14 protein-coding genes, 1 tRNA gene and 1 riboswitch are annotated in these 19,137 nt (G+C 38.9%); of the genes, 7 read left to right on the forward strand and 8 right to left on the reverse strand.

The features are described 5' to 3' along the window. The first annotated feature begins 18 nt into the window (after positions 1-18). Positions 19-1,149 carry an LPS export ABC transporter permease LptF gene (gene lptF / locus AC27E9_RS02975; RefSeq protein WP_487127110.1) on the forward strand — a complete coding sequence of 377 codons (1,131 nt, stop codon included), beginning with the start codon at positions 19-21 and terminating at the stop codon, positions 1,147-1,149. Beyond that, on the forward strand, positions 1,149-2,216 hold the full coding sequence (gene lptG / locus AC27E9_RS02980; RefSeq protein WP_487127112.1) for an LPS export ABC transporter permease LptG: 1,068 nt from the start codon (positions 1,149-1,151) through the stop codon (positions 2,214-2,216). The genes lptF and lptG overlap by 1 nt, the downstream gene beginning before the upstream one ends. A 49-nt stretch (positions 2,217-2,265) precedes the next feature. Here lptG and AC27E9_RS02985 read toward each other — a convergent pair whose 3' ends face one another. Beyond that, positions 2,266-2,766, reverse strand: a complete 501-nt coding sequence (locus AC27E9_RS02985; RefSeq protein ID WP_487127114.1) for an RDD family protein — start codon at positions 2,764-2,766, stop codon at positions 2,266-2,268. Between the two features lie 160 nt (positions 2,767-2,926). Between AC27E9_RS02985 and AC27E9_RS02990 the strand changes: the two genes are divergently transcribed. The 5 genes from AC27E9_RS02990 to AC27E9_RS03010 all read left to right on the forward strand — a co-directional run bounded on the left by AC27E9_RS02990 (position 2,927) and on the right by AC27E9_RS03010 (position 10,322). Next, complete coding sequence (locus AC27E9_RS02990) at positions 2,927-3,337, forward strand: hypothetical protein (RefSeq protein WP_487127116.1); 411 nt, start codon at positions 2,927-2,929, stop codon at positions 3,335-3,337. A gap of 113 nt (positions 3,338-3,450) precedes the next feature. Further along, positions 3,451-3,535 (forward strand) — tRNA-Leu (locus AC27E9_RS02995). A gap of 483 nt (positions 3,536-4,018) precedes the next feature. Continuing rightward, positions 4,019-6,250 carry a tetratricopeptide repeat protein gene (locus AC27E9_RS03000; protein ID WP_487127118.1) on the forward strand — a complete coding sequence of 744 codons (2,232 nt, stop codon included), beginning with the start codon at positions 4,019-4,021 and terminating at the stop codon, positions 6,248-6,250. Positions 6,251-6,692: 442 nt separating this feature from the next. Next, the gene (locus AC27E9_RS03005; RefSeq protein WP_487127120.1) at positions 6,693-9,257 is read left to right on the forward strand and encodes a M9 family metallopeptidase; all 2,565 of its coding nucleotides are present in this window, start codon (positions 6,693-6,695) and stop codon (positions 9,255-9,257) included. 432 nt (positions 9,258-9,689) lie between these two features. Continuing rightward, the gene (locus AC27E9_RS03010; protein ID WP_487127121.1) at positions 9,690-10,322 is read left to right on the forward strand and encodes an N-acetylmuramoyl-L-alanine amidase; all 633 of its coding nucleotides are present in this window, start codon (positions 9,690-9,692) and stop codon (positions 10,320-10,322) included. 12 nt (positions 10,323-10,334) lie between these two features. On the opposite strand, the gene thiE is transcribed toward AC27E9_RS03010, so the two are convergent. The 7 genes from thiE to AC27E9_RS03045 all read right to left on the reverse strand — a co-directional run bounded on the left by thiE (position 10,335) and on the right by AC27E9_RS03045 (position 19,118). After that, a complete protein-coding gene (gene thiE / locus AC27E9_RS03015) occupies positions 10,335-11,888 on the reverse strand; it encodes a thiamine phosphate synthase (RefSeq protein WP_487127123.1) in 1,554 nt (517 codons plus the stop codon). After that, a complete protein-coding gene (locus AC27E9_RS03020) occupies positions 11,888-12,691 on the reverse strand; it encodes a thiazole synthase (protein ID WP_487127125.1) in 804 nt (267 codons plus the stop codon). The genes thiE and AC27E9_RS03020 overlap by 1 nt, the downstream gene beginning before the upstream one ends. A gap of 3 nt (positions 12,692-12,694) precedes the next feature. Then, on the reverse strand, positions 12,695-12,913 hold the full coding sequence (thiS, locus tag AC27E9_RS03025) for a sulfur carrier protein ThiS (RefSeq protein ID WP_487127127.1): 219 nt from the start codon (positions 12,911-12,913) through the stop codon (positions 12,695-12,697). Between the two features lie 34 nt (positions 12,914-12,947). After that, positions 12,948-14,138 (reverse strand): FAD-dependent oxidoreductase, encoded by a 1,191-nt coding sequence (locus AC27E9_RS03030; protein ID WP_487127129.1) that lies wholly within the window; start codon positions 14,136-14,138, stop codon positions 12,948-12,950. 18 nt (positions 14,139-14,156) lie between these two features. Continuing rightward, a complete protein-coding gene (thiC, locus tag AC27E9_RS03035; RefSeq protein WP_487127130.1) occupies positions 14,157-16,112 on the reverse strand; it encodes a phosphomethylpyrimidine synthase ThiC in 1,956 nt (651 codons plus the stop codon). Between the two features lie 92 nt (positions 16,113-16,204). Further along, positions 16,205-16,303: riboswitch (TPP riboswitch) on the reverse strand. A 107-nt stretch (positions 16,304-16,410) separates the two neighbouring features. Continuing rightward, the gene (locus AC27E9_RS03040; protein WP_487127132.1) at positions 16,411-17,805 is read right to left on the reverse strand and encodes a sigma-54-dependent transcriptional regulator; all 1,395 of its coding nucleotides are present in this window, start codon (positions 17,803-17,805) and stop codon (positions 16,411-16,413) included. Continuing rightward, a complete protein-coding gene (locus AC27E9_RS03045; RefSeq protein WP_487127134.1) occupies positions 17,805-19,118 on the reverse strand; it encodes an HD domain-containing phosphohydrolase in 1,314 nt (437 codons plus the stop codon). Before AC27E9_RS03045 ends, AC27E9_RS03040 begins: the two co-directional genes overlap by 1 nt. Between the last annotated feature and the right edge of the window lie 19 nt (positions 19,119-19,137).

The raw sequence follows: 19,137 nt of genomic DNA on the forward strand, positions 1-19,137 counted from the left end.
TTTTTATAGGATCACTGTGTGATTATATTTCGTTATTTGCTTAAAGAAGTTGCTAAAACCCAAATTGCGGTATTTCTCGTTATTATGACGATATTTATCAGTAATAAATTTGTTCGTGTACTAGATGATGCCTCAGAAGGTGGTATTCCAGGGCATTTAGTAATGACATTTATTGCGCTAAAAGTACCTGATCTTGCTGGTATGATTTTACCGCTAAGTTTTTTCCTTGGTGTATTACTTGCGTACGGACGAATTTACGCTGAAAATGAAATGACTGTTTTGCATGCTTGTGGTGTCAGCGAATGGTATGTGGTGAGAGTAACGCTGATTTTAGGTGTAGTTACAGCACTGATCACTGGCATGTTTACTTTGTATTTATCACCAATGGCTAATGAATATGAGTATCAAATTAAAGAGCAAATAGCGGCAGACTCAGGCTTAAGTTCATTAATTGCAGGTCGCTTTCAAACCACAGGTAATAAGAAAGCTGTAGTATTTATTCATGATAAAAACCGTGAAGATAATACCTTTGAAAAAGTTTTTGTGGCGCAATTACCTGATAAAGATAAATCAACTAGAAGTGTTATCGACTCAAGCTTAGTGTACGCACAAAACGGGCAAGTTGTAGAAGATGAATCAGGAACACAACGATTGATTTTGTCTGAAGGGACACGTTACCAAAATGATATTGAGAATAAGCTATTTCGCCAAGTAGCGTTTGATAAATACTATATTCAAATTCAAGACCAAAAAGTTGCTCATAAACGACGTAAGTTAAGTGCTATCCCCAGTGCTGAGCTGTTTCAAGAAGATACACCCGAAGCTAGCGCAGAGAGCCAGTGGCGCATTGCATTTCCATTGGCCTGTATAATTATGACCTTAGTGGCAGTGCCGTTAAGTGTGGTGAATCCACGTCAAGGTAAGTTTGGTAAAATGTTACCGGCAATATTATTATTTTTGAGTTATTTCTTATTGTTAACCGCAATTCGATCGGGTATTGAAAAGGGCACGGTTCCGCAATTAATTGGGCTATGGCCAGTACATTTAATTGTTTTGATATTAGGTTCTAGTTTGCTGGTGAAAAGTAGGAAAAGTGGTCGGAAATTAAAATCACTACTCCCAAAAAAAGCTAACAAGGCGGCCGTATAATGCGTATTTTAGATCTTTATATTGGCCGTATTATTGCTTCAACCACCTTTATTACTTTAGCTGTTTTTGTCAGCTTAAGTGGCATTATAAAATTTGTTGAACAAATGAAATCTGTCGGCAAGGGTAATTATGATCTTGCGCATGCAGCGCTTTACGTGCTTTATGCTATTCCACAAGATGTTTCGTTATTTTTCCCAATGTCGGCATTGATTGGTGGCTTAATAGGTATGGGTATGATGGCAACTAACAGCGAGTTGGTTGTTATGCAAGCCGCTGGCTTGTCACGTCTTGATATTATTAAATCTGTTATGAAATCAGCATTATTACTCATTATTGTTAGTATGGCGGTAGGTGAATGGCTAGCACCACAAGGTGAAGCGGCTGCTAGGCAAGTACGTGCACAAGCTATTTCTGGTGGTAGTTTAATTTCTTCTACCGGAGGAACTTGGGCTAAAGATGGTGATTTCTTTGTTCATATTGGTGAAGTACAAGATCAGGGCTCGTTAAAAGAAATTCAAATTTATCGTTTTGATGAGCAATTGAAGTTATCCAGCTGGGTATCCGCAAACAGTGCTGTTTATCAAAAAGATGCATGGCAATTGCGTGATGTTGTAGAAACAACAATAACTGAGAAAAAAGTAATCAAACAAAGTCAGCCATTAATGTCGTGGACCTCAACATTAACACCTGACAAGTTAGGTGTGGTAACGGTAAAACCTGAATCGCTTTCATTACGTGGATTAAATGATTACTTGGACTACCTTGAAGCCAATAAACAAGATCCCAGCCGATACTTATTAGCATTTTGGCGTAAAATAGCCCAGCCAATTACCCTTGCCGTGATGTTATTGGTAGCACTATCATTCATCTTTGGTCCATTGCGCTCTGTATCAATGGGCGCAAGAATTATGATGGGGGTCGCAACTGGTATATTGTTTTTCATTGTCAATGAAGTATTAGGTTCATTAAGCTTAGTTTATCAATTACCTGCTATTTTGGGCGCCTTTATGCCAAGTGTTATATTTGTTTCCGTTGCGTTATATTTTTTGAAAAAACGCGCCAGCTAATTACGCTGTAAGCTCCCAAGTAGCCTAATACTATTTGGGAGATAAAGTTCTACAATCTGCCTCGATTTGCTTCTAAAGTGAGCAGTACCACCTCGGTATTTGTTAAACGGTCTTGTAAGCTCAGTTTATTTTTACGATCAAACAGAACTGCAAAATTTCCTAAGCCCAATAAAGTGGGTAGTAAACGCTTTGCACCCGTTTTTTTACTAATGCGAGTACCGTCTTGATTTTGCACACGTAAACGCCAAGCTTTCATACCTAACGTTTGACCACTTTTTGACCAAAACCAAACAAAGAATAAGCCGACCCAGGCAAGCTTCCAAAATTCATTAGGCCAAAGTAACCAAGGAGTATTGGTAATGGTGTCGCTTAAATGCTGATAACCTTGAAGATCAAAAACACCAAAATGCACGAATAAAGAAATCAGTAGAAATGAAGCGGCACCTGCGGTCATATAAACAGCAATGGCAATTAAACCATCGTAGAGCCATGAGGCTATGCGGCGGCGAAATCCTGCACGAGGAAATGTTTCATGAGTAGTAGATGACATAAGTATTTCACTGAAAAAATTTGCGCTAGTGTAGCAAAACACATATAAAAGTATATGTGGGATGTGATATTTCATAGATTATAACGATGCTCAATCACAGCTAGGCTTATAGTTTAATCACAAATAAGGCTGATAGATTAATAAACAGGGAGGTTTAATAATGACCATTTTTTCCCGACACGGTACGTTGGATATAGTCATAGAAGACAACTTAATTCTGATTGAGGCACAAGGCCCATGGAATATTGAGTATTTGGATTATTTACATGAGCAATTACGGATCGCCGTATCAAAAGTTGATATCAATAACTATGCAATACTGATTACGCCTAAAGGCGAGGCTATTAGTGTTGAAGCTGGTCTTGAATATCATTTAAACTTTATTCGCCAAGGCAATACAAAAGCTGTGGCATTGAATCTTGCGCATTGCACGACAGCACTATTGACAGAAAGTCTATTTACGAAATTATATCGTGCTGCTGGTATTAAACACGCCTTCTTTGATAACAACTTCGATGCTCGCCAGTGGCTAGAAGCAGAGCTAAAGCCAGTAAGTTCATTAGTAATGTGAATAAATAAACATCAGTTGCACTATTATCAAGGAAAAACTATTGCTTAGCCTGAGTTTTTTCGTATAATGCCTGCCTCTTCAATGATGTTTCACATTAGCGAAGTCACTGTGTCGCCGGAGTGGTGGAATTGGTAGACACGACGGATTCAAAATCCGTTGCTTTCGAGCGTGACGGTTCAAGTCCGTCCTCCGGTACCATTTCAATATATTATTAAAAATATTGAAATACTAAACCAGCTTAGCGCTGGTTTTTTTGTGCCTGAAATTTAATTAGATATTAGTTATCAGCTTCAATTTCTTCATCTCTTATCGACAGTGACCATTAAGTGAATATAAAGCTAATTAGTTTAATAGGTATCTAAACCTTAATGACGTTAACTGCGACTTATTGTAGGGTGCTGCTTATGATTTGGTTAGTTTTAAAGTGAACCGCTTGTAATTAATCATATATCTTAGTTGTAATGTTATGTGCTAGTTGTCGGCTTAGAAGGGCTTTAACTAGCGTTTTGTATTATCAATAGAGTAGAGCTAACTGATTAATATTAATAATTTGTTAATTTTTAACACTTTTATTAACAGCTTAATTTTGTATACTTAAGGTGAATTACAAATAAATGAGTTGCGAACTTAACGTTATTAGTAACTTTGGTGTTTTATAATGCTTAATATCAAGGAAGGGCATTGGAAGAGTTTTTAGCGCAATTAAAGCAGCGACAAGTATTTAAAGTCGCGACAATATATGCTGTTTCTGCTTGGCCTTTAATTCAAATTGCCGACCTCGCTGTACCTGCGCTTGGCCTACCCGATAGTGTTATGACTTTATTACTGAAAATTTTTATTTTTGGTTTCCCTGTTAGCTTAATTTTTGCGTGGTTATTTAACTTTACTAGTCGCGGCATAGTGCGAGCAGAAGAGTCTGAATCGCCAGTAGATGAAAGCCGTAAACAAGTTAATTTAAGAACTACGCTGACTGTAGCTGGGAGTTTAGCCTTAGCGCTGGCGGTGACACTGCTTAGCCAAGTATTTTTTTCGACACCAGACGTTGTACTTGAAGCATCGTCTAAGCCTGCACCTCCTAGCAATAAATTATTATCAAAAACAGTAGATGAAAATGGTAAAGAGTCCATCGCCATTTTGCCTTTTGTTGCCTTAAGTTCCGACCCTGAGGATGAATATTTTGCTGATGGCATGGTTGAAGAGTTATTGAATTTATTAGCAAAAAATTCTGAACTACAAGTCGCGGCACGTACTTCGTCATTCGCTTATAAAAATGTTACCAAGAAAACGATTCCAGAAATTGGCCGAGAATTAGGTGTTAAAACAATTTTAGAAGGGAGCATAAGAAAAAATGATACAACTAATAAAATTAGAGTCACGGCGCAGTTAATTAATGTTGAGTCGGGTGAGCATATTTGGTCTGAAACTTATGACCGCGAATATCGCGATGTTTTTCAAATCCAAGATGAAATAGCTAATGCCGTGGTTGATAAATTAAAGCTCACACTATTAGGTCAAAAAACAAATAAAAATCATGAGAAAGGCACACATAGTATTGACGCTATGGTTGCTTACGGTAAAGGCCAAAACGAACTTTCACATCGTACAGCAGCATCATTAACCAAAGCTTTAATCCATTTTAAGACAGCTATTGAAGCTGATGCTGAATATGCACGAGCTTATGTTGGTGTTGCTAATGCAAATATTTTATTAGCACTTTATGGCACATTGGCTGAAGACGAGGCGACTAGAAGTGCTGAGGCAGCAATAGAAAAAGCTTTAGCGTTAGCACCAGAGCTTGCTGATGCCCATGCTTCAAAAGGCTTATTACTAAGTGGTATTGATGATGCAAAAGCGGAGCTGTCGTTTAAAAAAGCGATTGCTTTAAACCCTAATTATGCCATGACCTATATGTGGTACGGATCTTTGTTTCGAAATCGTGGTGATATCTCTTCTGCTCACCAACTTTTTGAACAAGCTTTTGAGTTAGATCCTCAGTCTCCGGTGGCCGCGTATAATGTTGCTTGGTGTTATTACCAAGAGGGGAGCGAAGGTAAAGCAATGGCTTTATTTTCACAAATTATAGCCAATGATCCGTATTATCCTGGTGCATATAATTTAGCTGGCGATATTCTAAAAACTCGCGGTAGGCTCGACGAGTCGTTGGAAATGTATGAGAGAGCATTACAAGTCGATGCTGGCAATAAAAGTGCGATTAAAGGCTTATTATGGGCTAATATGGACTTGAACAACCAGAGTGATACAGAGCAATGGTTTGCTTATTTGAGTACGCATGCAAACCTATTTTCTGAGGCTGAAATCATTTTTCTGCAAGCGCGATTTTCTGCCAGTAAAGGCGATACTGAACAGGCAATGTCATTGCTTGAACAAGTCAATTTTGATGACTCAAGACCTGCAATGAACTTTTATATTACTGGCGAAGTAGCGTATTACAAGGAAAATTATGCACAGGCAGTGACTGCGTATGAGAAATTACAAAGCACCCAAGTAGAGCATAACAATTTCTTTTACCACATGCTTGATGGTCAAGCCGTATTACATTTATCGTTCGCATACCAGCAAATTGAGCAACTTGAAAAAGCTAAGGTATTAATTGCTGATTATGAAGAATATTTACTGCAACTAATTTCAAATAGTAATAATAATCCAGAAGTTTTTTATAATATGACGTTAGTAAAGGCGTTGCAAAATGATGAAAATGAAGCGTTTAGTTTTTTTCAAAGTGCTATAGATGCTGGTTGGGTTCAAGCTTGGAAAGTAGGCGTTGAACCGATATTAGCAGACATTGCAACAACGCAGCGTTTCAGTCAAATGTTAGGTGGCGTTGATGCTCGCCTTGAAAATATGAAATCTCGAGTAAAAGAGCAAGGTAGCTTTTTGCTGGTTGAAAATTAGAATTGTTAATCCTCTATTTAAATATATGGCTAGTTACATTTTTATACTTTAAAACTCAAAATAGCCCTTTCTTTATTTAATTAACTACTCAAAAACAAATAATTTTTTGCTCATATGCTAATTAATTCTTACTTAGCTAACTTTGTTATTACATTTGCATATATGCTCCATTCATTCGATTACTTCCTTATTTAACAATAGATTAACGAAAATTTAATATTTTTCAATTGACGAAACTTAAGTGGTTGGTGGTTTTAGGTCGTTAAGAAAACTTGACTGGATATATTGTATACAATATAAAATGATTGTGTTTAAAAAATACACGCTGATTTTTTCTTAATTTTTAAATGGTTATAGCACACCACTTGATTATTAATTAGAGCCCTCGGCGTAATAAATCTAATAAATAATAAAACGCACAATAAATTTGAAGGGAAGTAAAATGAAACTAACGAGTCTATTCTTAGCGGTATCAGCAACTTTTGCTGCTGAAGCAACAATAGTTAATAATGAAATCCGAATGGCACATGATCATAAGCCTAGTACTTTAACTGAGGTTGAAGTTGATATTCGCGAGCAAGACGTGAGTGCACGCGACTTAAGTAAACCTGTTATGTCAATTGATCAAACATTGGAAGAAAGCTTTTCGTTTAGTCCGAGTATGAATCAAGCTGCGGTAAATGCATGTATTACTACAACTGATCTCGCAGCGGTATCTGGGATGGAACGCGCTAACCTAATGAAGTCAGAAACTCAATATCAGTGTTATGAAGATAACATTTGGTCTACTGAGTCAGTGAATATGCAGGCACTTTTTAAAGAAAGTGCCATGATTGATATTGCCAACGAAGCAGCGATACTTGCTAAGGCTTACGATGGCAGCTCTTCAAATAATCTACGTTATTTCTTAACTTATTTACGAGCTGGTCGTTGGACACAAGAGCAGTCTGCAAATACGGCAATTATTGGTAATTACAGTTCGGCGGTTAATGCAGCAATTGCTAATTTTTTGAACGAATTAGCTGCGAATCAGCATTATTATAACACTGATGAAACCCATGCTTTTTTAGCGAAAGAAGCTATGATTTTGATGTATACCACTGATGTCACAGATCGTTATCGTTATTTGCCGCAAGTAATTGGTTTATTGGAGCGTTATCAAAAGGAATGGGGAGCAAATGCTCAAAACTGGTTTACTAAATCATTAATTTATATATATCGTGCAAAAGACGATGCCGAGTTTATTAATGCCGTTCAAGCTGACCAGAAACTAATTAATGCTATGGATCAGTTTCTGAAAAACAATACTTCAATGGTTGGTCATGCACAGGAAGCACAATTCAACGACGTTGCTTCAGAGTTTGGTCGAATGCTTAAATATACAGGTCTAACTCGTACGCAAGCACAAAATGATATCAGAGATTTTTTAACGCGGACAAGCATGACAGATATGGCGTCAAAGTCTTGGTTTAAAGTAATTAATCAAGTTAATTATTATGAGCCGAATAATTGCAGCTTTTACAATACATGTAATTACAAAGCAGAATTAGAAGCTACAATTTTGCCTATTACACACTCTTGTAGTGCTACGTTAAGAATTCGCGCGCAAGAGTTAAGCAATGCGCAACTTGCGGAAGTTTGTAATGAACTCGCAGTGCGAGAAAGTTACTTTCATGAAAAATTAAACACGAATAACACGCCTGTTGCAGATGATAATAACTCAACATTAGAACTCGTTATTTATAACAATACCGATCAATATAAGCGTTTTTCTTACAATATATTCGGTAATAGTGTTGATAACGGTGGCCAATATTTAGAAGGTGACCCATCGGTTGTTGGCAATATTCCACGTTTTTTTGCACATGAAGCGGCATGGTTGTTACCCGAATTTAAAGTATGGAATTTAAACCACGAGTATGTGCATTATTTAGATGGCAGGTTCAATACTTATGGCAGCTTTAGAGATTTTAATGCCCATGACTCTGTGTGGTGGGGTGAAGGTATAGCAGAGTATATTGCAAAGAAAAAATTTGATGATGAAGCTATTGCTGAAGCTCGTAAGAATACTTATAAATTAAGCGAATTATTTCGCACTAATTACGATGACCATGATTCCACGCGTATTTATAAATGGGGTTATCTAGCCGTACGTTTTATGTTTGAAGAGCAATCGGGATATGTTGACAACATTTTGTCAGAGCTTAGAGTCGGCGACTTTACGGGTTACAACACCATTTTGGATAATATAGGTATAAGTTTAGATACTCAATTTGCTACTTGGTTACAAACGGTAGAAAGTACAGAGGATGCTACTTTTGAACCTGATGACAATGTACTAACTAATGGTCAAACGATAACGATTAACTCCGATGGCGCAGAGAAACCAACTTACAGCTTTGATATTCCTGTGAATGCCAGCGATCTGGTTATTCAATCATCTGGCGGTACTGGGGATGTTGATCTTTATGTGAAAGCTGGTAGTGAAGCAACATTAAACAACTGGGATTATCGACCTTATAAAGGCGGGAATAATGAAACCGTTAATGTTGCAACTCCTCAGCAGGGCATTTGGTACGTAATGGGCAATCCTTACGGAAATCGAGTATTTGATAATGTAAGTTTAACAGCGAGTTGGACACTTGATGACGGGACAGGCGGCGGTGGAGCAGGCAATACTAATGCATGTGAAACTCAATCAGCAATTACCCGAGGTAATTTAGAAGATAATCAAGCTGTGTGTTTAGGTAGCCAAACTGTTTATATGGCTATTTACGTTGCTAGTGGGCAAAATTCATTAACAATCTCTACACAAGGTGGTGTTGGCGATGCCAGTATTTACCAATCAGCGGCAGGCTGGCCTAGTAGCAATAATTATCAAAACAGTGCAGTTACCACTGGCGTTAGCGAGGAAAATTTAATCATTAACAACCCTAGTTCTGGTTGGCACTACTTGATGGTAACAGGACAAGGAATCGGCACACAGCTAATTGCTGATTATGAATAATGACCTAGATAAGCTTTATCAAATTTTAAAAGGCATATGGTAAAAGTTAAAGACTCAAGATATTTGTTTTGAGTCTTTTCTAATTTATCTATTCTAGCGTTTAAAATTGCTATGCATAAAAAACCTACTAACCTCTAGGTAGAAAGCCACATGGAGGTTGGAAAACGCGGGTGATAGGCAATTACGAAAGTGACGGCAGAATTTCTCAACAAAAACGTCAAAATTTGAGTTGTTGTCAATATTGCAAATCAAATCTTCTCTCACCTCTCTCATCAAAATCAATAGCTAAAGTTATTAGTATGCTATGTCTAATATGTTGTTCTGACGGTTTGCTAACTCACTATTAGCATTTGTACCTCGCGTAGTTGAGGTAATCAAAATGAAGTGTGGTTTAAGGAAATTTGTTGGTTTAGCAATTTAAGGATATTGATTATGACACCAGAATATATTGTAGTTCATACTGCGGCTTTTAATGGTAATAATTGTGACCGAGATATGATTGACCGATGGCACAAAGATCGAAATTGGTCAGGCATTGGTTATCATTTTGTCATTATAAATAATAAACACAATAGTAAAGCTGATGGCACGGTTGAAAATGGTCGGCCAATTAATAAGTCTGGCGCTCATGCTCTTGGTTTAAATAGTCGTTCGCTGGGAATTTGCTGTATCGGTCATGGCGATATTAATGACTTTACACCCGCGCAGTATGAAAGCTTATATCGACTCGTTGGAAAATTAATGTCGGAGTTTTTTATTCCTGTGAGCAAGGTTATTGGGCATAGGGAATTAAACATACTCGCCGACAACGAGATCATATCTTCTCGTTATCGTACAAGTAAGTCATGTCCGGGCAAAAGAATTGATATGGATTTTATTCGTGAGCAGATTTCTAGCTCTGTGAGTCATACCGATGTTGAAAGTTCGCAAGTTACTGATGAAACTCGATTGGCAATGACAAACGCCATTGCCGTATTGCAGCAATATCGAGCACAGTTTCCAAATGCTCAAGACGAACTGGATGAGTTTATTCATCATCCTGAAGTTATCGCGATGACCCAGTAATCAGACTCTAGGTTAACTCGAAACTAATTTTTGCAATGCCTTGACGGCTGTAATAGGTTGCTCAGCCTCTGTTATTGCTGTTACCACGGCAATACTGCTGACGCCTGTTTGCCATACTTGCGGTAGCCGTGCTTCGTTAATTCCGCCAATTGCGACAACGGGAATATCGCTTGATAACGCCAATATATGTTGTAAATTTTCTATTCCTTGAATTTGCCCTGTCATATCTTTAGTTTTGGTAGGAAATATTGCCCCAATAGCAAGGTAAGAAGGCTGTAGCTGCTTTGCCAATAAGAATTCATAACAGCCGTGGGTGCTGATCCCCAATCGTAACCCCGCGTTTGCAATCGCTTGCAAATTAGCGTCGGCTAAATCTTCTTGGCCAATATGAACACCGTACGCGTGATACTTGATTGCTAACTGCCAGTGATCATTAATAAATAATCGACAATTATAATCGCGAGCTAATGCTACTGCTTTTTCAATAATGGGCTCTAGCTCTGTATCTGACATGTTCTTGATACGTAACTGAATAATCTTAAAATTTAGTGGTAGTAGGCGCTCTAGCCATTCGAGTGAATCAATAACTGGATATAATCCGAGTCTTTCTTTCGCGGTTAGACCTAAAGTAGGGAAGTTACTGCTGCTAAGTAAGTTATGACTGTGTGAACTTACAACTAATGGAAAATGGCTTGGTTCATTGGGCCAGCGTCCTTGTTCGAAAGCGCCATAATACTCAGCTGAAGTGTCAGTACTATTTGAAACGGTGTTATTAACATTTGTTGATAAACCTTGGTTGATAAATGCTTTTGTTAGCGTGAAGGCATCACGAAGTAAATAACCGTGTGCTAGAAAACTTGCTAAAGCCGTTGCGAAGCTACAGCCTCCACCATGGCTATCATTAGTTGCTATTTTCGCTGATTGTAATTGATACTTTTGAACTGCACCCGTTGCTGTTTTTTGCCAGCATACATCAATGCAGTTTGAGCTAGCTAGGTTATGTCCACCTTTAATAATTACCGCGTTACAGCCTAATGCTAGTATGTTGTCAGCAGCGCTTTGGTCAGTCTTTATATCTCGCAACTCACTCAATTTTTCGGCTTCGTTAAGGTTAGGTGTAATCACATCAATTAATGGTAATAAAGGCTTGAGATCGGATTGTGATAAAGTGGATAACTTACCACCAACACTGGCTTGACCAACAGGGTCATAAACTGTCACTAAGTTAGTTAATTGCTGTTTAAGTTCTGATAGTAGTGCTGTTAGCCATATAATCTGTTCGTTATTAGCTAGTAAACCTATTTTTATGACTGTTGGCGGCTTATCAAAGCGCAACGCATGTGCTTGTTCAGTTAATATTTTTATTGGTGTTGAGTTAATTGAAAAAAGCTTGGTGGAATTTTGTACCGTATTAGCGGTAATTAAATGGCATACCTCGACATTTAGATTATGACCCGTTTTAATATCCGCTGCTATGCCGGCACCACCCGAGCAATCAGCACCCGAAATCGTCCAAAGAATAGGTTTCTGTTTTTTAGATGGGCTTTTAGCTTTAAATCTTGTCATTAGCTGTTCTCTGGATGATGCCAAAAGGGAGAGTCTAAAGTTGGAGTACTAGGATGTGCAGTTTGACGTTCAGACATAGTGCCAGCTATGTATGCTGACTCACCTGCACTAATTGCTTGCGCAAAAGCTTTTGCCATCAATACAGGGTTATCTGCAAGGGCAATGGCACTGTTAAGAAGCACAGCATCAAAACCCATTTCCATGGCAAGGCAAGCATCTGACGGTTTACCAATACCGGCATCGAGTATCAACGTGGCATCAGGTAAGCGCAAGCGTATGCTGGCTAAATTATATGGATTCATTAACCCCTTACCAGTGCCTATTGGCGATGCCCACGGCATGATCACTTGGCAGCCTAAATCATATAGACGTTGGCAAATAACGAGATCGTCCGTGCAGTAAGGTAATACTTTAAAGCCATCAGCTAATAGTTGCTCTGCGGCCGTAAGTAATTCAATTGGATCGGGCTGTAAATTATAGTCATCGCCAATAACTTCCAGCTTTATCCAGTCGGTTTGAAAGAGTTCTCGGCTCATTTTCGCTAGTGTCACGGCCTCTTTAGCATATTTACATCCAGCTGTGTTGGGCAGGAGAAACCCTTGATTCTGTTTAACAACCTCTCGAATGTAAGCCCAGATTTTTTCGCCTGATTGTTCATGTGGATTTTGGCGTTTAAGTGATAACGTGACTACTTGTGATCCGCTTGTCAGTATTGCTTGCTTCATTACCTCTGGAGAAGGATAAAGTGCCGAGCCAATCAGTAATCGACTATCAAGGTGCTGGCCGTAAAGGTTCAGTGCCATAATTTAACCTCCAACAATTGGAAATAGTATGTCAATGCTATCGCTCTCTTTAACCTCAGTAGAGGTGTAATCGCCTTTGCCGATAAACTCGCCGTTGAGTGCTAGTGCATAACTTTGTTGCTGTTTCTTTTCTGCTAATGCATGTGAGAGCACTTGCTTAATACAAACGGGTTGAGTCAAATGACTTATCTCAAGCTCAGTGCCGTTAAGGTAAATTTTCATGTTATGTCTCTTTTGATTAAACCATGACAAATCATTAATTAGTTGCCACATTGGTAATTGGTAGTAAATGCGAGTATTGGTAAGTACTTCTCACTTGGTTTGTTGGTCGCAGCAAGTGGTCTACATGCTCTTGAACTTGAGATAGCACCACCGGAGCAATTAAAAAGCCATGACGATATAAGCCATTCACCTGTATTAAATTGCCATTCGAGATTATTTTTGGCTGATTATCATTAAAAGCAGGGCGAAGTTGACTGACATGCTGGCGAATATTAGCTTCGGCAAACCCTGGGTGAATGCTATATGCGGCACTTAATAGTTCCATGGCCGAGCGCACTGTCATCGGGTTAGTATCGGCACTTTCAATTTCAGTAGCACCAACAACAAAATGACCTTTGCCTTTTGGTGCAATATAAAGCTGGTAGCGCGGATGCATAAGCCTGACAGGTCTAGAAATATTTACATCTGGTGCAAATAGTTGAAAAAGCTCACCACGTACCGCCCGTAAATCTTTAAACGCAGCATTTTCATATTGATTGATGTCTAACGATGACATTGCACCAGTGCCTCGACAGTCAATCATTAAGTCAAATATCTGTGTTGATTCAATAGCACTATCAATAGCACTTTCAATAGAACTTTCTGACTTGAAGGTTAGCTTTCCCTTCTTTGGAAGATGATCATGCTCAATACCAATCACTGTGGTTTTACAATGCCAGTTCACACCTTCTGCTAATAACTGCTGCTTTAATGCTAGTAGCAGTTTACGGTTTCCAATTTGTCCTTCTTCAGGTAAAAATAGCGCTTGTGAGAAGCGGCGTGCAAGCTCAGGTTCAAGGGCTGATAGTTGTTGACGGTTTAACTGTTGTTGTTGATGTTGCCGATAATTGTTGGCCAAAAAGCGTTTTAGACGTTGGTAATCGCCAATGTCTTGCTCATGACTAACAACTAACGCACCCGTTTGCTGAAAAAAGTTATAACCAGATAAGCTCGTCAGTAACTCTGGCCATAGCTGTAACGAAGCAAAGCCCATAGCAACTATGTTACTTGGGCAATGCATTGCTTCGCCGAGAGGCGTTAATAAGCCTGCAGCAGCATAAGCAGCACTTTGCTGACCGTTTTTATCGTCTTTATCAAATAATGTTACTTGATAGCCTTGTCTGTTTAACGACAAAGCTACCAAGCGTCCCATTATTCCTGCGCCGATTATTGCGATGGAAGGCATTGAGTAAGTTACCCGTCGCTATTTCACAGTCGCTTTTTCAACACTATGATAAATTTCACTGCCGCTGGCTTTAAATTCTTGTGATTTCTTCGCCATACCTTGCGCTGAAATGGTAACTGTTTCATCTAGCAGTTTGATTTCAATTGCTTGCTCGTTATTCACGTTGTCTAGCCCAGCGGCATAGTCGCGAACTTCTTGAGATATTTTCATTGAACAAAATTTCGGACCGCACATCGAGCAAAAGTGGGCTACTTTACCCGACTCTTGTGGCAACGTTTCATCATGATATGCACGTGCGCGTTCAGGATCTAAACCAATATTAAATTGATCATACCAACGAAATTCAAAGCGGGCCTTTGACATGGCATTATCTCGTATTTGTGCGCCAGGGTGTCCCTTGGCTAAATCTCCAGCATGAGCCGCAATTTTGTAGGTCATCAAGCCTTCTTTTACGTCTTCTTTGTTTGGCAAGCCTAAGTGCTCTTTAGGTGTGACATAACAAAGCATTGCACAGCCATACCAACCAATATTTGCCGCACCAATACCTGAGGTAATATGATCATAGCCAGGAGCAATATCAGTGGTTAATGGCCCTAAAGTATAAAATGGTGCTTCGCCACAATGTTTAAGCTGCTCAGTCATATTCTTTTGTACCATATGCAATGGTACATGCCCTGGGCCTTCAATAATTGTTTGAACATCATGCTGCCATGCAATTTTAGTTAATTCACCCAATGTTCTTAACTCTGAGAATTGAGCTTCGTCGTTAGCATCAGCAACAGAACCAGGGCGTAAGCCATCACCTAATGAAAACGAAACATCGTAAGCTTTGAGGATTTCACAAATATCTTCAAAGTGGGTATATAAAAAGTTTTCTTTGTGATGCGCTAAACACCACTTTGCCATAATTGAACCGCCGCGCGAAACTATGCCTGTAACACGGTTTGCGGTCATAGGGACATATCGCAGCAATACGCCTGCGTGAATGGTGAAGTAGTCAACACCTTGTTCTGCCTGCTCGATTAAGGTATCGCGGAAAATTTCCCATGTAAGGTTTTCGGCAATGCCGTTTACTTTTTCTAATGCTTGGTAAATTGGCACAGTGCCAATAGGTACTGGTGAATTGCGAATGATCCACTCACGTGTTTCATGAATATAGCGGCCGGTTGATAAGTCCATTACCGTATCGGCTCCCCACTTTGTTGACCAAACAAGCTTTTCTACCTCTTCTTCAATGGAGGACGTAACCGCAGAGTTTCCTATATTCGCGTTTACCTTAATTAGAAAATTGCGACCTATGATCATCGGCTCAGATTCTGGATGATTAATGTTGGCAGGAATAATTGCTCGGCCACGGGCAACTTCGTCACGGACAAATTCAGCCGTTATTTGCTCTGGAATATTGGCGCCAAATGATTGTCCTTGGTGCTGTTGTAGCAATATTTCATCTTTTACTTCTTGGCGTTTTAAGTTTTCACGAATCGCGATATATTCCATTTCTGGCGTGATAATGCCTTGGCGAGCATAGTGCATTTGGGTAACATTTTTCCCAGATTTTGCTTTGCGAACTTTAGGTAAGTACTCAAAACGGATATGATCTAAGCCTTCATCAGCTAAACGTTGTTGGCTATAGCTAGAGGTTTTTTCCGCTAAAAATTCGACATCAGCGCGGGCTTCAATCCAGTTATCGCGCAAACGTGGAATACCTTTGTGAACGTCTATTTCAATGTTGTCGTCAGTATAGAAACCTGAAGTATCGTATACACATAACGGGGCATTTTTTTCGTAAACTGCATTATCTTTACTGCCGCTGACTAAGGTGTCAGATAAAGATATTTCTCGCATGCCCACACGAATGTTGTGAATTTGTCCGGATACATAAACTTTTTTTGAATTTGGAAATGATTGATCAGCAACATTTTTTAAAAAATCTGCTGCTTGGTCGCGACGTTCGCGTCTAGAAATTGAACTCATGGTCTCTCACCTGTTTTTATAAATAAAAGTTAGGCGGAGCTATATTGGGGTAGTAACGAGGAGCAAAACTATTAACAATGATGATATTGCTTAAGCGTTGCCCACTTGTTCCCTTCGCAGATGTTAATCTAATCAGGTTCTACGGATCCCGCTTTCGCGATCTCAGCCCTATGGCACTCCGACAAGTCAATACGTTTAGTTATGCTAAACGAGGCTAGATTCTAGCGTCAATGTTATTAACTAGGCAACTACTAATTGCCAATTATTCGAGGTTTAGTAAGGCAAAGCTATAAAGTAATTACGACCACTTTTGCATTTTTCGGTAAATTGTTGAAGGGTTAACCTCTAATAAAGCTGCGGCTTTGGTGATGTTTCCATTACATTGGTCGATAGCATTTTCGATGGCATTTTTCTCTACTTGCTCAAGTGGAATAATTGTTGAGTTAGTTTCTTGGGCAGTTGCGTCTAATTCAGGTGTAATTGTGATATTTCCAAGGCTATTATTACCCGAGGCTTCTTTTATATGAAGCTGCTCAGCAAGTAATGATTGCAGCATAGGCAAGGTTATTTCCTTGCCGCGGTTCATAATACATGCGCTATGAATAGTATTTTCTAGCTGCCTAACATTGCCTGGCCAAGGATATGAAATAATAAAATCACGGGCGCTTTCGCTAAAAGCTGCAAACTGCTTTTGTTGTTGTTGATTATATTTTTCTAAAAAGTGCTTAGCTAAGATAAAAGCGTCTTGCTCGCGTTCACGTAGTGGTGGCAAATTTAATGGAATAACATTCAAACGATAATAAAGATCTTCTCTGAACTCACCACTATTAACAGCTTCGCTCAATTTAATAGATGATGCGGCAACGATTTGCGCATCAAATTTTATTAATTTTGTATCGCCTAAAGCGGTAAATTCACGTTCTTGGATAACACGCAATAACTTTGCCTGTAGCGGCATAGGTAAAGTTGTGACTTCATCGAGGAATATAGTGCCACCATGACTTTGAGCAAAAAGACCTTCTTGATCGCTAACAGCCCCGGTAAAAGCGCCTTTTTTATGACCATAAAGTTGTGACTCAATTAATGTTTCTGAAAAATTGGCACAATTAACTGCGACAAAGTTGCCTTCTCGTTTACAGCCAGATTGATGACAAGCTTTAGCAACTAGCTCTTTACCTGTACCTGTTTCCCCATGGATGTAAATCGGCACATTTGCGCCTGCGGCAATACTAATATTATCAATTAACTGTTTTATTTTTGTACTTTCACCGACAATTGATTTATTAACTAAGCTCTTATTTGGCGATTTGCTATTATTATCGATACTGTCTTGTATCAGCATAACCAATTCTGAATTCTTCCAAGGCTTTGACATAAACTTATCAATAATAGCTTGATTAAATCCCGCCGATACTGAGTCGAAATCTTCATAAGCACTCAACATAATACGTTTAGTCTCAGGCCATAACTGTTTGATTTCGGATAAAAGTTTATCACCCGTAATATCAGGCATGCGTTGATCTGATATGACTAATGCGGGTTGGTTCTCACAAATAAACTCTAATGCCAATCTAGGTGAAGTAAAAGCTTCAATGCGCACATCAACACGCATTAAGGTCCGTTTTATTGCCGAGAGTATTTCTTGCTCGTCATCTACAATAACGACTAAAGGGCGAATATCTACAATTTCCATTAGTTAGTTGCTCCTTCACTTTTTTGAGTATCATTTTCTTGCTCACCCTTATGCAATATATAGGCAATAAGTACTTTCTCTGTATGCTCTTGGTGCTTGGTTAAACTATCAATATGTCCTTGTGATAATACTGTTTTTTCATTTAACAGCTTATGTTGTTCATGGTTTACTATATCTTGTGCGAGGATCATTCCTGGCTCAAGTTCTGTTATGCCTTTCGCTATTTCTAGGTTTTCAGTGGTTAATGGCGCTGAAAGCATCGCAATAAAGTGACTAAAAACATGATTGTCGAATAAGCTACCCAGGCTTTTTTTCATAACGATAATAGCTTCTTGTGGGCTAATGTTTCGCTCGGTAATTTTTCCAGATATTAACAAGTCAAAATGAGTAACGATTGATAAAATTCGTGACGTCATTGGAATATCTTCATGACTAAGGTGCATGGGAATCCCTGAGCCATCAACATGTTCATAAATATGTCGTACCACTTTAGCACAAGGTGCTAAGGATGCTACAGAGGCTAAAATATCTGCACTAACTTGTGGGAACTTCATCCAACTAAGCTTTTCTTGAGCTGACATTTTGTGCAAAGGTAAAGCCGCTAGCGAGGGTGGTAAACTACTTATACCTATACGATAAAATAAGCCAGCCAAATATACGTGTACACGATGTGGTTCCTTTAACTTGAGCCTATTAGCTAGCATTTTGCCCTGTTGGGCAATTCGGAATGTATGACCTGATGTGTCGTGGGTTTGCATGGCGACTAAATTCGCACTTAACTGGAGGAGTTCATTGTTAAGTGAAGACAGCTTTTGACTTTGGTTAACAATATCGTCATGGCTACTTTGGATAAAGCGGCTGACTTTTGTCATTGATGCTTGGTTTGCTGATAGTCTTTGATTATCAAGCTTTAAGCTTTTAACCACAGCAAGCTTTTTATTTTCATCTTTCAGCTCATTAATAAGGTTCGCTAATGTTTTTTTTAGCTCATCGTTATTCCAAGGCTTATTTAAGTAGGCTGAAATTTTTCCATCGTTTATTGCTTGTTTCGCTAACTCTGTATCCGCATAACCGGTCAGCACTACGCGTCTACTGCGGCTATTTATTTTAACAATATGGCTTAAGAATTCTGCCCCGTTAATTTGTGGCATTTTCATATCAGAAATGACAATTTGTGTAGGTGTACGTTGAAAAAACTCTAATGCCTCGTTAGCGTCTGTGAAGGCATGCACTTGATAATCAATACGCAGCACACGCTTTAACGCGTTAAGTACTTCTTGTTCATCATCTAGCAGTAAAACTGACGGTAACATTTCTTAATCCTAAAAAAAT

This window comes from Colwellia meonggei (genome assembly GCF_057537295.1).

Bases quoted from the DNA above. Each gene is read 5' to 3' on its own strand.
- lptG (WP_487127112.1), top strand. From the start codon at position 1,149: ATGCGTATTTTAGATCTTTATATTGGCCGTATTATTGCTTCAACCACC.
- AC27E9_RS03010 (WP_487127121.1), top strand. From the start codon at position 9,690: ATGACACCAGAATATATTGTAGTTCATACTGCGGCTTTTAATGGTAAT.
- AC27E9_RS03005 (WP_487127120.1), top strand. From the start codon at position 6,693: ATGAAACTAACGAGTCTATTCTTAGCGGTATCAGCAACTTTTGCTGCT.
- AC27E9_RS03030 (WP_487127129.1), bottom strand. From the start codon at position 14,138: ATGCCTTCCATCGCAATAATCGGCGCAGGAATAATGGGACGCTTGGTA.
- AC27E9_RS03040 (WP_487127132.1), bottom strand. From the start codon at position 17,805: ATGGAAATTGTAGATATTCGCCCTTTAGTCGTTATTGTAGATGACGAG.
- thiC (WP_487127130.1), bottom strand. From the start codon at position 16,112: ATGAGTTCAATTTCTAGACGCGAACGTCGCGACCAAGCAGCAGATTTT.
- AC27E9_RS03020 (WP_487127125.1), bottom strand. From the start codon at position 12,691: ATGGCACTGAACCTTTACGGCCAGCACCTTGATAGTCGATTACTGATT.
- AC27E9_RS02990 (WP_487127116.1), top strand. From the start codon at position 2,927: ATGACCATTTTTTCCCGACACGGTACGTTGGATATAGTCATAGAAGAC.
- thiS (WP_487127127.1), bottom strand. From the start codon at position 12,913: ATGAAAATTTACCTTAACGGCACTGAGCTTGAGATAAGTCATTTGACT.
- AC27E9_RS03045 (WP_487127134.1), bottom strand. From the start codon at position 19,118: ATGTTACCGTCAGTTTTACTGCTAGATGATGAACAAGAAGTACTTAAC.
- AC27E9_RS02985 (WP_487127114.1), bottom strand. From the start codon at position 2,766: ATGTCATCTACTACTCATGAAACATTTCCTCGTGCAGGATTTCGCCGC.
- thiE (WP_487127123.1), bottom strand. From the start codon at position 11,888: ATGACAAGATTTAAAGCTAAAAGCCCATCTAAAAAACAGAAACCTATT.